This is a genomic window from Pseudomonas sp. Q11 (assembly GCF_024494355.1).
GTDB lineage: Bacteria > Pseudomonadota > Gammaproteobacteria > Pseudomonadales > Pseudomonadaceae > Aquipseudomonas > Aquipseudomonas hefeiensis.
Window position 1 is genome coordinate 143580 of record NZ_JAKNQY010000005.1, and the last position, 12963, is coordinate 156542.

A 12963-nucleotide genomic window follows, 5' to 3' on the forward strand; every position below is an offset into this window, starting at 1 on the left:
CCAATGTGGGAGCGAGCCTGCTCGCGATCCGCCGAAGGCGGGCATCCAGCAAAAGACATAAAAAAACGCCGCAGCCCCAAAAAAGGCCTGTGGCGTTTTTTATTGCAACCCGCTTACACGGTATGCAGGTACCAGTTGTACTCAAGGTCGGAGATGGAGTGTTCGAACTCCTCCAGCTCGCTTTCCTTGCAGGCCACGAAGATATCGATGTATTTCGGATCGATGTACTTGGCCATGACCTCGCTGTCGTCCAGCTCACGCAGGGCATCACGCAGGTTGTTCGGCAGGCTCTGCTCGTTCTGCTCGTAGCTGTTGCCTTCCACCGGAGCCCCGGGCTCGATCTTGTTGACCAGGCCATGGTGCACGCCCGCCAGTACGGCGGCCATCAGCAGGTACGGGTTGGCGTCGGCACCGGCCACGCGGTGTTCCAGGCGCACCGCATCGGCGGAGCCTGTGGGTACGCGCAGGGCCACGGTGCGGTTATCCAGGCCCCAGGTCGGCGAGTTCGGCACGTAGAACTGTGCGCCGAAACGACGGTAGGAGTTCACGTTCGGGCAGAGGAAAGCCATCTGCGCCGGCAGGGTCTCGAGCACACCGCCGATCGCGTGACGCAGTGCGGCGTTCTGCTCGGGATCCTCGCTGGCAAAAATATTCTTGCCATCTTTATCCAGAATCGAAATGTGAACGTGCAGACCATTACCCGCCTGGCCCGGATACGGCTTGGCCATGAAGGTGGTGTCCATTTCATGGTCGTAGGCGATGTTCTTGATCAGGCGCTTGAGCAGTACCGCGTAGTCGCAGGCCTTGATCGGGTCGGCAACGTGGTGCAGGTTCACTTCGAACTGCGCCGGGGCACTTTCCTTGACGATGGCATCGGCGGGAATGCCTTGCTCCTTGGCTCCTTCCAGAATGTCCTGGAGGCAATCGACGTATTCGTCGAGGTCGTCAATCAGATAGACCTGTGTCGAGTGCGGGCGTTTGCCGGAGATCGGCGAGCGGGGCGGTTGCGGGCGTCCATTCACGTTCTCCTGGTCGATCAGGTAGAACTCCAGCTCGAATGCCGCGCAAATGGTCAGGCCCAGTTCATCGAACTTGGTCACGACCTGGCGCAGGACTTCGCGAGGGTCAGCGAAGAAAGGGTCACCTTCAAGTTCGTGCATGGTCATTAACAGTTGCGCGGTAGGGCGCTTCTGCCAGGGTTCATTGCACAAGGTGTCGGGGATTGGATAACAGATCCGGTCAGCGTCGCCGATGTCCAGGCCCAGGCCGGTGCTTTCCACCGTGGAGCCATTGATATCCAGGGCAAATAAAGAGGCCGGCAGGTTGATGCCTTTCTCGTAAACCTTGTGGAGGCTGGTGCGTTCGATGCGCTTGCCGCGCACCACACCATTCATATCCGCAATCAGAAGGTCAACGTACAGAACCTCAGGATGTTCCTTAAGGAACGCGTTCGCTTCGTTAAGCTGAACGGCACGCGGGGGTACCGACATGATGCAACACCTTTGTTGTTAAAAATATCAATCATTGATCTCTTCTAAACCCAGTCAACCCGAACGGCATGCCGAAGTCAAGCAGGGCCTTTTTTGCTCTAAAAAAGCACCTGCGGGGCTTTTTTGAGGCAATTTGGGGCGTTTTTTTCCCTTTGGGGGCGGTGATGCCCGCAGGCTTGAGCGGGCCGTGTTGTATTTTTTACGGGGGTGTTGTGTAAAAAAATGAACAAGGCTAAGCTCGATTCAAACCCATAACAGCAATAATACCGGGGTGCTTCATGTCTCGCCTGCCGTTAATCGGCGTCACCACCTGCTCCAGGCAGATTGGCCTGCATGCGTATCACATCAGCGGCGACAAATATTCCCGGGCTGTCGCGACAGCCGCCAAGGGCTTGCCCCTGCTGATCCCGTCGCTGGCGGATCTGTTCTCCCCGTCCGATATTCTGGACGCCCTGGACGGCATTCTTTTTACCGGCTCTCCTTCCAATATAGAACCTGTTCATTATCAAGGCCCCGCCAGCGCGCCGGGCACTGATCATGACCCTGCACGCGATGCCACCACCCTGCCGTTGATCCGCGCCGCTGTCGATGCGGGTATCCCGGTGCTGGGTATCTGCCGTGGTTTCCAGGAAATGAACGTAGCCTTTGGCGGCAGCCTGCATCAGAACGTTCATGAAGTGGGAACCTTCATCGATCATCGTGAAGATGACACTCAATCGGTGGATGTCCAGTACGGCCCGGCCCATGCCATACATATCCAGCCTGACGGTATCCTGGCAGGCCTGGGGCTGCCGCAGGTGATTCAGGTCAACTCGATCCACAGCCAGGGCATCGAGCGCCTGGCGCCAGCCCTGCGGGCCGAAGCGCTGGCGGCTGATGGTTTGATTGAGGCCGTCTCGATGGCACAAGGCAAGGCTTTTGCTTTAGGTGTGCAATGGCATCCTGAATGGGAGGTCAGCTCCAATCCGTACTACCTTGCGATTTTCCAGGCATTTGGCGATGCCTGCCGGGCAAGGGCAACACAACGCGACGCCGATGCGTCAAACAACGCCTGACTACTAATAGCAGCCAGGAAACTCACGCCTAGAGGCATTTATGAGTAACAACCTCGACCAGCTCACCGATTGGTTGAAAGACCATAAGATCACAGAAGTCGAATGCATGATTGGCGACCTGACCGGCATTACCCGGGGCAAGATCTCGCCGACCAACAAGTTCATTGCCGAAAAAGGCATGCGCCTGCCCGAGAGCGTTCTGCTCCAGACCGTTACGGGCGACTATGTCGAAGACGACATCTATTACGAACTGCTCGACCCTGCCGACATCGACATGATGTGCCGCCCGGACGAAAACGCAGTGTTCCTTGTGCCGTGGGCCATCGAGCCCACCGCCCAGGTTATCCACGACTCGTACGACAAGCATGGCAACCCCATCGAACTGTCGCCGCGCAACGTGCTCAAGAAAGTGCTCAAGCTCTATGCCGACAAGGGCTGGCAACCGATCGTCGCGCCTGAAATGGAGTTCTACCTGACCAAGCGCAGCGACGACCCGGACTTCCCATTGCAGCCGCCCATTGGCCGCTCCGGTCGCCCGGAAACCGGCCGCCAGTCGTTCTCCATTGAAGCGGCCAACGAATTCGACCCGTTGTTCGAGGACGTCTATGACTGGTGCGAACTGCAGGAGCTGGACCTCGATACGCTGATCCATGAGGACGGCACGGCGCAGATGGAAATCAATTTCCGTCATGGCGACGCCTTGTCCCTGGCCGACCAGATCCTGGTGTTCAAGCGCACCATGCGCGAGGCGGCGCTCAAGCACAACGTAGCCGCCACCTTCATGGCCAAGCCCATGACCGGCGAGCCCGGCAGTGCGATGCACCTGCACCAGAGCATCATCGACAAAGACACCGGCAAGAACGTCTTTTCCAATGACGACGGGACCATGAGCACGCTGTTCCTGAATCACATCGGGGGCCTGCAGAAGTTCATCCCCGAGCTGCTGCCGCTGTTCGCCCCCAACGTCAACTCGTTCCGCCGTTTCCTGCCCGACACCTCGGCGCCGGTGAACGTGGAATGGGGTGAAGAGAACCGCACTGTGGGCCTGCGCGTACCGGAAGCCGGGCCGCAGAACCGTCGGGTGGAAAACCGTCTGCCGGGCGCCGACGCCAACCCGTACCTGGCGATCGCCGCCAGCCTGTTGTGCGGCTACATCGGCATGGTCGAAGGCATCAACCCGAGCGCGCCGGTGGTGGGACGAGGGTATGAGCGTCGCAACCTGCGTCTGCCACTGACCATCGAAGATGCCCTCGAGCGCATGGAAAACAGCGCCACCATCGAGAAGTACCTGGGTAAGAAATTCATCACAGGCTACGTCGCGGTCAAGCGGGCCGAGCATGAAAACTTCAAGCGCGTCATCAGTTCGTGGGAGCGGGAATTCCTGCTCTTTGCCGTCTGAAGCGCCGGGCGGGACTGCCTCAGGCAGTTCCGTCCCCACCGATACACAAGGAGAATTCGCATGACCGGCAACAATCCGCAAACCCGTAAATGGCAGGCCCTGAGCAACGATCACCACCTGGCGCCATTCAGCGACTTCAAGCAGCTCAAAGAGAAAGGCCCGCGCATCATCACCCACGCCAAGGGCGTTTACCTGTGGGACAGTGAAGGCAACAAGATCCTCGATGGCATGGCCGGCCTCTGGTGCGTGGCCGTCGGCTACGGCCGCGACGAACTGGCCGACGCCGCCAGCCAGCAGATGCGCGAGCTGCCGTACTACAACCTGTTCTTCCAGACCGCCCACCCGCCGGTGCTGGAATTGTCCAAAGCCATCGCCGACATCGCCCCTGAAGGCATGAACCACGTGTTCTTCACCGGCTCCGGCTCCGAAGGCAACGACACCATGCTGCGTATGGTCCGCCACTACTGGGCGATCAAGGGCCAGCCGAATAAAAAAGTCATCATCAGCCGCAAGAACGGTTATCACGGCTCGACCGTGGCCGGCGCGAGCCTGGGCGGCATGACGTACATGCACGAGCAGGGCGACCTGCCGATCCCCGGCATTGTCCACATCGCCCAACCATACTGGTTCGGCGAGGGCGGCGACATGAGCCCGGAAGAGTTCGGCGTATGGGCGGCCAACCAGTTGGAAGAAAAGATCCTGGAAATCGGCGTGGACAATGTCGGTGCCTTCATCGCCGAGCCGATCCAGGGCGCGGGCGGAGTCATCGTGCCGCCGGACAGCTACTGGCCGCGCATGAAGGAAATCCTCGCCAAGTACGACATCCTGTTCGTGGCCGATGAAGTTATCTGTGGTTTCGGTCGCACCGGTGAGTGGTTCGGTACCGATCATTACGGGTTGAAACCCCACATGATGACCATCGCCAAGGGCCTGACCTCCGGCTACATCCCCATGGGCGGGCTGATCGTGCGCGACGATGTCGTGGCGGTGCTCAACGAAGGCGGCGACTTCAACCACGGGTTTACCTATTCCGGTCACCCGGTAGCCGCTGCGGTGGCCTTGGAAAACATCCGCATTCTGCGCGACGAAAAGATCGTCGAGCGTGTTCATGGCGAAACGGCACCCTATTTGCAACAGCGCCTGCGGGAACTGAACGATCATCCGCTGGTGGGTGAGGTGCGCGGTGTCGGCTTGCTGGGGGCGATTGAACTGGTTCAGGACAAGGCCACGCGCAAGCGCTACGAAGGCAGGGGTGTGGGCATGATCTGCCGGCAGTTCTGTTTTGATAACGGGCTGATCATGCGCGCCGTGGGTGACACCATGATCATTGCGCCGCCGCTGGTGATCAGCAAGGCCGAGATCGATGAGCTGGTGGCCAAGGCGCGGCACTGCCTGGACCTGACGCTCAGTGCGTTGCAAGGCTAAGTGCTAGGCTCTGAGCGAGGCGCCCGTACGGGCCTCGTCCAGCGTAAACAAAAGGCTGGGCTTTTGTTGAAAGGCTGGCCTGTAACTTGCCAGACTACCGGCTGTTCAAGTTGCCCGCGAGCCGGCTGCTGAACGACGGCTAAGAAGAATAACTGGAGCATTTTTCATGAAGGCATTAGGCATGAAGACATTAGGTATGAAGATGGCTGGCAAGACCCTCCTCGCCATGTCCCTGACGGGCGTGATGGCGAGTCCTGTTCAGGCGGACGACAAAGTGCTGCACGTCTATAACTGGTCCGATTACATTGCCCCGGACACGGTCGCCAAGTTCGAGAAAGAGACGGGGATCAAGGTCGTCTACGACGTGTTCGACAGCAACGAGACCCTGGAAGCCAAATTGCTGGCGGGCAAGTCCGGTTATGACATCGTGGTGCCGTCGAACAACTTCCTGGCCAAGCAGATCAAGGCCGGCGTTTACCAGGAGCTGGACAAGTCCAAGCTGCCGGACTGGAAGAACCTGGATACGGACTTGCTCAAAGCCGTGGGTGACGCCAGCGACAAGGGCAACAAATATGCCTTCCCGTACATGTGGGGCTCCATCGGTATTGGCTACAACCCGGAGAAGGTCAAGGCCGCACTGGGTATCGACAAGATCGATTCGTGGGACGTGGTGTTCAAACCGGAAAACATGGCCAAGCTCAAGAGCTGCGGCGTGAGTTTCCTCGATGCACCGACCGAGATGATTCCGGCGGCACTGCATTACCTGGGCAAGCCGACCGACAGCAAGGACAAGGCCGACCTGAAGGCCGCTGAAGACCTGTTCCTGAAGATTCGTCCTTCGGTTGCCTATTTCCACTCCTCCAAATACATCTCGGACCTGGCCAACGGCAACATCTGCGTGGCCGTGGGCTACTCCGGTGACCTCGAACAGTCCAAGGAGCGCGCCAAGGAAGCCGGAGACAAGGTCAAGCTCAGCTACGTCATTCCAAAAGAAGGCGCCGGCACGTTCTATGACATGGTCGCCATTCCCAAGGACGCCGAGAACGTCGAGTCCGCCTACAAGTTCATGAACTTCCTGATGCAGCCGCAAATCATGGCTGAAATCACCAACGCCGTACGTTTCCCGAACGGTAACAAGGCGGCCACGCCACTGGTGGACAAGGACATCACCAGCGATCCGAGCATCTACCCGTCTGACGAAGTGAAGAAGCAGCTGTACGCAATCAGCGATCTGGATGCCGCCACATTGCGTCTGATCACCCGCAGCTGGACCAAGATCAAGTCCGGTAAATAAGCCGGTCTGAAGCATCTTCCTGTTGTCGCCGGCATCGCGGCGGCGGCAACAGGAACAATTAAATGACTAAAAGTTTTGCTGGATCGGTTTATCGAGGGTAAGTTGCGCGCCGGTTTTGTTGCAGGGCACATCGCTGCCAGGTAACGGGGGGCAACTTGGGCCCAACTATTTAAGAGGACCTCCACGTGCCTGTTTTTTCTTTGCTACGCAATGCCATGTTGATCGGTGCCGGACTGACGCTTGCCGTCAGCGTCCAGGCTGCCTCCACCGTGCATATTTATAACTGGTCGGACTACATCGGCGAGACCACCCTGGCGGACTTTGAAAAGGCCACAGGGATCAAGCCGGTGTACGACGTCTTCGACTCCAACGAAACCCTGGAAGGCAAATTGCTGGCCGGCCGTACCGGCTACGACGTGGTCGTGCCGTCCAACCATTTTCTGGGCAAGCAGATCAAGGCTGGGGCGTTCCAGAAACTCGACAAGTCGCAGTTGAGCAACTATGCCAACCTGGACCCGGTGCTGCTCAAGCGCCTGGAAAAGAATGATCCGGGCAATCAGTACGCCGTGCCTTATCTGTGGGGCACCAACGGCATCGGCTACAACGTCGAGAAGGTCAAGGCTGCACTGGGCGTCGACAAGATCGACTCGTGGGCGATGCTGTTCGAACCGGAAAACATCAAGAAACTCTCCAGCTGTGGCGTTTCGTTCCTCGATTCGGGCGACGAGATGATCCCGGCAATGCTCAATTACCTGGGGCTGGACCCCAACAGCCAGAACCCTGAAGACTACAAAAAGGCCGAGGCTCAACTTCTCAAGATCCGGCCTTACGTAACCTACTTCAACTCCTCCAAATACATCTCCGATCTGGCCAATGGCGAGATCTGCGTGGCTGCCGGTTTCTCCGGCGACATCTTCCAGGCCCGCGAACGTGCTGAAGAAGCGAAAAAGGGCATCGAGATCGCTTATGTGATTCCCAAGGAGGGCGCCAACCTCTGGTTCGACATGCTGGCGATCCCGCGCGATTCCTCCAATGTCAAAGAAGCGCACGCCTTTATCAACTATTTACTCAAGCCTGAGGTGATCGCCCAAGTCAGTGACTCCGTTGGCTATGCGAACCCCAATCCCAAGGCCGGCGAGTTGATGGACCAGCAAGTGCGCACCGACGAAGCGGTTTACCCACCGCAAGCGGTCGTTGACAAGCTGTATGTCAACTCCGAGCTGCCGCCCAAGATCCAGCGTGTCATGACCCGCAGCTGGACCAGGGTCAAGTCAGGCAAATAGCGTCAAGCGCTTTAACTATTCCAAGGCTCGTCCGCGCAGGGCGAGCTGCAAATTTTGTGGGAGTTTCGTAAATGGCAGTTGCCTCCGGCGCCTATAAGAAAGCCCTCGAGGGCGACCAGACACCCAAGCAGGTGTTGGTCAAAATCGACCGGGTCACGAAAAAGTTCGACGAGACGATTGCCGTGGACGATGTGTCCCTGGAAATCAAGAAAGGCGAAATCTTCGCCCTGCTCGGCGGTTCGGGATCGGGCAAATCCACCTTGCTGCGCATGCTGGCGGGTTTCGAACGGCCCACGGAGGGGCGCATTTTCCTCGACGGTGTAGACATCACCGACATGCCGCCCTATGAGCGGCCGATCAACATGATGTTCCAGTCCTACGCCTTGTTTCCCCACATGACCGTGGCGCAGAACATTGCCTTCGGCCTGCAACAGGACAAGATCCCGAAAGCCGAGGTCGACGCCCGCGTGGCCGAAATGCTCAAGCTGGTGCAAATGAGCCAGTACGCCAAGCGCAAGCCGCACCAGCTCTCCGGCGGCCAGCGTCAACGTGTGGCCCTGGCCCGTTCCCTGGCCAAGCGGCCAAAATTGTTGCTGCTCGACGAGCCGATGGGTGCCTTGGACAAGAAGCTACGCTCGCAGATGCAGCTTGAGCTGGTCGAGATCATCGAGCGGGTTGGCGTAACCTGCGTCATGGTGACCCACGATCAGGAAGAGGCCATGACCATGGCCGAGCGCATCGCGATCATGCACCTGGGCTGGATCGCCCAGATCGGTAGCCCGATCGATATCTACGAAACCCCCACCAGCCGGCTGGTCTGCGAGTTCATCGGCAACGTCAACATCTTCGAGACCGAAGTGGTGGAAGACGCCGAAGGCCATGCGGTGCTGACCTGCAAGGACCTGGACCGCAACATCTACGTGGGCCACGGCATCAGTACCTCGGTGCAGGACAAGTCGGTCACCTACGCCATCCGCCCGGAAAAACTGCTGGTCACCGCCGAACAGCCGGACTGCGAGCACAACTGGTCCAGCGGCAAGGTTCATGACATCGCCTACCTGGGCGGCCATTCGGTGTTTTACGTCGAGTTGCCAAGCGGCAAGCTGGTGCAATCCTTCGTCGCCAACGCCGAACGCCGTGGCCAGCGTCCGACCTGGGGCGACCAGGTATTCGTGTGGTGGGAAGACGACAGCGGCGTGGTGCTTCGCTCATGAACATGCGCAAATTCAAACGCCGACTCGACCGAATAACACCCGGTGGCCGTCAACTGGTTATCGGGGTGCCCTTCATCTGGCTGTTCCTGTTCTTCATGCTGCCGTTTTTCATCGTCCTGAAGATCAGTTTTGCCGAAGCCGATGTGGCCATTCCGCCGTACACCGAGATCTACAGCTACATCGACCAGAAGCTGCAGGTGCTGCTCAACTTCAGTAACTATGTGCTGCTCAGCGAAGATGATCTGTACATCGCTGCCTACCTTGGCTCGCTGAAGATGGCGCTGATCAGCACTGTCTTGTGCCTGCTGATCGGCTACCCGATGGCTTACGCCATCGCCAAGGCCCGCCAGGACCTGCAAACGGTACTTCTGCTGCTGATCATGATGCCGACCTGGACCGCGATCCTGATCCGCGTCTACGCCTGGATGGGCATCCTCAGCAACAACGGTCTGCTCAACGGCTTTTTGATGACCATGGGCTGGATCAGCGAGCCGCTGCAGATCCTCAACACCAACCTGGCGGTGTACATCGGCATCGTCTACTCGTACCTGCCGTTCATGATCCTGCCGCTCTACGCCAACCTGGTGAAGCACGATCCCAGTCTGCTGGAAGCGGCGTCCGACCTGGGGTCGAGCACCTTCAACAGCTTCTGGAAAATCACCGTGCCCCTGTCCAAGAACGGCATCATCGCTGGCGGCATGCTGGTGTTCATCCCGGTGGTGGGCGAGTTCGTGATACCGGAACTGCTGGGCGGCCCGGAAACGCTGATGATCGGCAAAGTGCTGTGGCAGGAATTTTTCAACAACCGTGACTGGCCGGTGGCGTCCGCCCTGGCAGTGGTGATGCTGGCGATCCTGATCGTGCCCATCATCCTGTTCAACCGCAGTCAGGCCAAAGAAATGGAGGGCAAGGAATGAAGCGCTTCAGTTTTTCAAGCCTGATGCTGGTGCTGGGTCTGCTGTTCATTTATGCGCCGATGCTGATCCTGGTGATCTACTCGTTCAACGCCTCGAAACTGGTAACGGTGTGGGGGGGCTGGTCGATCAAGTGGTACGTCGGTCTGCTGGATAACAGCCAGTTGATGGGGTCGGTCGTGCGTTCGCTGGAAATCGCCTGCTATACGGCGATCGCTGCGGTGGCCCTGGGTACACTGGCGGCCTTCGTGCTGACGCGCATCACCCACTTCAAGGGCCGCACGCTGTTCGGCGGCCTGGTCACGGCACCGCTGGTGATGCCGGAAGTGATCACCGGTCTGTCGCTGTTGCTGCTGTTCGTGGCGATGGCGCAGATGATCGGTTGGCCCCAGGAGCGTGGCATCGTCACGATCTGGATCGCCCACACTACGTTCTGCTCGGCCTATGTGGCGGTGGTGGTCTCGGCGCGCTTGCGTGAACTGGACCTGTCCATCGAAGAAGCGGCCATGGACCTGGGTGCGCGGCCGTGGAAGGTGTTCTTTCTGATCACCATCCCGATGATCGCACCCTCGCTGGCGGCGGGGGGCATGATGTCGTTCGCCTTGTCGCTGGACGACCTGGTGCTGGCGAGTTTCGTCTCCGGCCCAGGCTCGACCACCTTGCCGATGGAAGTGTTCTCGGCGGTACGCCTGGGGGTCAAGCCGGAAATCAACGCCGTGGCGAGCCTGATTCTGCTGGCCGTATCGTTGGTGACTTTCCTGGTCTGGTACTTCAGCCGTCGCGCCGAAGAGAACCGCAAGCGAGCGATCCAGCAAGCCATCGAAGAGAGCGCCGCCGACTCCTGGAAACAGCCAGACCCGCGCCGGGCGCCCGCGCCAGTCTGAACCCAGCGTCGGTCAAAATGTGGGAGCGGGCTTGCTCGCGAAAGCGGTGTGACAGTCGACGAAGATGTTGAATGTCAGTCCGCCTTCGCGAGCAAGCCCGCTCCCACAGGTCTTTTTGTTGCCCACAAATCCGGGGTCAGGCCCAAGTCCAATGTGGGAGCGAGCCTGCTCGCGAAGCCGTGTATCAGTCGATGAAAGGGTGGTTGGATTACGAACTCCAGGGTGAGGAGCGGATGATTTCGACAAAATTCAACGGCCTGAAGCCCGGCTCCTGATCCACCAACACATCGGTTTTGACATTGCCGAAGGTGGTCTGCGGGCGATGACGCAACCCGTCGGCGAATGCGCAGATGATGCATTCCTTGAACCCTTCGCCCCGCGGATGCGCGTGCACCACAGCATCACGTTGCGCAGCGGGGAAAGCGGCGTAGTCCATGCCCAGGACGTCCATTTCCACGCCGGCGGTGACCAGGGCGACGGTCGGGCGCAGGTGTTTAGGCACGCCTGGCGTGGTGTGCAGGGCGATGGAGAGCCACACCTGTTCGATGTCGTCATCACTCAACCCGTAGGGTTTGAGGAAAGCGGCAGCGGCATTCGCGCCATCCACTTCGAAACGTTCGTCATCACTGCGGTGGCCATCCACCAGTCCCAAGTCATGGAACATCGCGCCGACGTAGAGCAATTGCGGGTCGTAGGCCAACTGCTGTCGTTCGCCGCTCAAGGCACCGAAAAGAAACACCCGACGCGAGTGGTGGTACAACAGTTCGGACTCGATATCGCGGATGTATTCAGTGGTAGCGCGGGCAAGGGCGCTGTCGGGGATGCTGATGCCGGCGATGCTGTTCATGCTGTTCTGCTCCTGGCGTTGCGCCTTGATGGCGCCGGAGGTTTGAGTCTGTTCGCAGGCGGACACCGGGACAATCGCGCCATGGCTGCGATCCCGGCCAATGACCCTGGGTTTCGTGCCAACTGGCTTCTGGTTGGTGGATTGGCTAGGGTGCGGGGGTCAGTCTGGAAAGGTGAGCAAGAGCATGCAAAGAACCGTTGCCATCGTGGTGTTCCCGGGTGTCCAGTCACTGGATGTCACCGGCCCCCTGGATGTGTTCTGCGAAGCCAATAGTTTCCTCGCCCCGAAGGATCGCTATGGGCTGGAAGTGATCGGCGTCGAGCATGGAGCGATGTCCTGCTCCAATGGATTATCTCTCAATGCCCACCGACATTTCGGCCAGGCGTTACAGGCCTATGACCTGTTATTGGTCGCGGGCGGGCCCCAGTTGCCGTCGATGAGTTTTGGTGCAGCGTTCGACGCCTGGCTGCGCGATGCCTGCGCTCGGGCCCGTCGTTTTGGCTCGATCTGCAATGGTGCGTTCCTGCTCGCCCGGGCCGGACTGCTCGAGGGACGCATTGTCACCACCCACTGGAACGACGCCGCGGCGCTGACGCAGATGTGTCCATCGACACGGGTCGAAGCGGATCGTTTATACATCCAGGACGGTAAGCTCTGCACCTCGGCCGGGGTCACGGCGGGGATCGACCTGTCGTTGTTCCTGCTGGCGCAGGACCACGGCCCGGACGTGGCACTGAACGTCGCCAAGCGCCTGGTGGTCTTTACCCAGCGCTCGGGCGGCCAATCGCAGTTCAGCCCCTTTCTCGTCCCCCACGCCGAACCGACCTCGGCGGTGGCCAAGGTTCAGTCGTATGTCCTGGCGAATCTCAACGGTGATTTGACCATCGCCGATCTGGCCACGGCGGCGAACATGAGCCAGCGCAACTTCTCGCGAGTGTTTGCCCGGGAAGCGAAGGTCACGCCGGCACAATTTGTCGAACGGGCCCGGGTGGACGCGGCGCGGGTCATGCTGGAAAGCAGTCGTGCGCCGCTCAAGACCGTGGCTTATCAATGCGGTTTTCGTGATGCCCAGCACATGCGCAGCGTGTTCAATCGCAGGTTGGGCGTGACACCGCAACAGTTCAGGCTGAATTTCGGCGCGATGGTTTAGGCACCTCT

Annotated in this window: 11 protein-coding genes; 9 read left to right on the top strand and 2 right to left on the bottom strand. The window is 59.3% G+C overall.

What is annotated here, in order from left to right:
• Positions 1–113: 113 nt before the first annotated feature.
• Positions 114–1490: a glutamine synthetase family protein gene (locus tag MA884_RS07845; RefSeq protein WP_047226058.1), complete on the bottom strand. Its 1377-nt coding sequence runs from the start codon at positions 1488–1490 to the stop codon at positions 114–116.
• Positions 1491–1768: 278 nt separating this feature from the next.
• On the opposite strand from MA884_RS07845, the gene MA884_RS07850 reads away from it, so the two are divergent.
• From MA884_RS07850 to MA884_RS07885, 8 genes are all read left to right on the top strand, one after another.
• A complete protein-coding gene (locus MA884_RS07850; RefSeq protein WP_256229896.1) occupies positions 1769–2545 on the top strand; it encodes a gamma-glutamyl-gamma-aminobutyrate hydrolase family protein in 777 nt (258 codons plus the stop codon).
• Positions 2546–2585: 40 nt separating this feature from the next.
• Positions 2586–3944: a glutamine synthetase family protein gene (locus MA884_RS07855; RefSeq protein WP_256229897.1), complete on the top strand. Its 1359-nt coding sequence runs from the start codon at positions 2586–2588 to the stop codon at positions 3942–3944.
• A 60-nt stretch (positions 3945–4004) separates the two neighbouring features.
• Entirely contained in the window at positions 4005–5369 is a 1365-nt protein-coding gene (locus tag MA884_RS07860; protein ID WP_188251423.1) for an aspartate aminotransferase family protein, read from the top strand.
• Between the two features lie 181 nt (positions 5370–5550).
• Positions 5551–6663 carry a polyamine ABC transporter substrate-binding protein gene (locus MA884_RS07865; RefSeq protein ID WP_256229898.1) on the top strand — a complete coding sequence of 371 codons (1113 nt, stop codon included), beginning with the start codon at positions 5551–5553 and terminating at the stop codon, positions 6661–6663.
• A 215-nt stretch (positions 6664–6878) separates the two neighbouring features.
• Complete coding sequence (locus MA884_RS07870; protein WP_256230018.1) at positions 6879–7946, top strand: polyamine ABC transporter substrate-binding protein; 1068 nt, start codon at positions 6879–6881, stop codon at positions 7944–7946.
• A 71-nt stretch (positions 7947–8017) separates the two neighbouring features.
• On the top strand, positions 8018–9160 hold the full coding sequence (locus tag MA884_RS07875; RefSeq protein WP_256229899.1) for an ABC transporter ATP-binding protein: 1143 nt from the start codon (positions 8018–8020) through the stop codon (positions 9158–9160).
• The gene (locus tag MA884_RS07880; RefSeq protein ID WP_256229900.1) at positions 9157–10077 is read left to right on the top strand and encodes an ABC transporter permease subunit; all 921 of its coding nucleotides are present in this window, start codon (positions 9157–9159) and stop codon (positions 10075–10077) included. The genes MA884_RS07875 and MA884_RS07880 overlap by 4 nt, the downstream gene beginning before the upstream one ends.
• Complete coding sequence (locus MA884_RS07885) at positions 10074–10958, top strand: ABC transporter permease subunit (protein ID WP_256229901.1); 885 nt, start codon at positions 10074–10076, stop codon at positions 10956–10958. The genes MA884_RS07880 and MA884_RS07885 overlap by 4 nt, the downstream gene beginning before the upstream one ends.
• A gap of 208 nt (positions 10959–11166) precedes the next feature.
• On the opposite strand, the gene MA884_RS07890 is transcribed toward MA884_RS07885, so the two are convergent.
• Entirely contained in the window at positions 11167–11805 is a 639-nt protein-coding gene (locus MA884_RS07890) for an HD domain-containing protein (protein ID WP_256229902.1), read from the bottom strand.
• A 184-nt stretch (positions 11806–11989) separates the two neighbouring features.
• Between MA884_RS07890 and MA884_RS07895 the strand changes: the two genes are divergently transcribed.
• The gene (locus MA884_RS07895; RefSeq protein ID WP_256229903.1) at positions 11990–12955 is read left to right on the top strand and encodes a GlxA family transcriptional regulator; all 966 of its coding nucleotides are present in this window, start codon (positions 11990–11992) and stop codon (positions 12953–12955) included.
• Positions 12956–12963: the final 8 nt, after the last annotated feature.

What these genes read in the sequence shown, in the direction of transcription:
- MA884_RS07845 (WP_047226058.1), bottom strand. Translation starts at nt 1,490, where the DNA reads ATGTCGGTACCCCCGCGTGCCGTTCAGCTTAACGAAGCGAACGCGTTC.
- MA884_RS07850 (WP_256229896.1), top strand. Translation starts at nt 1,769, where the DNA reads ATGTCTCGCCTGCCGTTAATCGGCGTCACCACCTGCTCCAGGCAGATT.
- MA884_RS07855 (WP_256229897.1), top strand. Translation starts at nt 2,586, where the DNA reads ATGAGTAACAACCTCGACCAGCTCACCGATTGGTTGAAAGACCATAAG.
- MA884_RS07860 (WP_188251423.1), top strand. Translation starts at nt 4,005, where the DNA reads ATGACCGGCAACAATCCGCAAACCCGTAAATGGCAGGCCCTGAGCAAC.
- MA884_RS07865 (WP_256229898.1), top strand. Translation starts at nt 5,551, where the DNA reads ATGAAGACATTAGGTATGAAGATGGCTGGCAAGACCCTCCTCGCCATG.
- MA884_RS07870 (WP_256230018.1), top strand. Translation starts at nt 6,879, where the DNA reads ATGTTGATCGGTGCCGGACTGACGCTTGCCGTCAGCGTCCAGGCTGCC.
- MA884_RS07875 (WP_256229899.1), top strand. Translation starts at nt 8,018, where the DNA reads ATGGCAGTTGCCTCCGGCGCCTATAAGAAAGCCCTCGAGGGCGACCAG.
- MA884_RS07880 (WP_256229900.1), top strand. Translation starts at nt 9,157, where the DNA reads ATGAACATGCGCAAATTCAAACGCCGACTCGACCGAATAACACCCGGT.
- MA884_RS07885 (WP_256229901.1), top strand. Translation starts at nt 10,074, where the DNA reads ATGAAGCGCTTCAGTTTTTCAAGCCTGATGCTGGTGCTGGGTCTGCTG.
- MA884_RS07890 (WP_256229902.1), bottom strand. Translation starts at nt 11,805, where the DNA reads ATGAACAGCATCGCCGGCATCAGCATCCCCGACAGCGCCCTTGCCCGC.
- MA884_RS07895 (WP_256229903.1), top strand. Translation starts at nt 11,990, where the DNA reads ATGCAAAGAACCGTTGCCATCGTGGTGTTCCCGGGTGTCCAGTCACTG.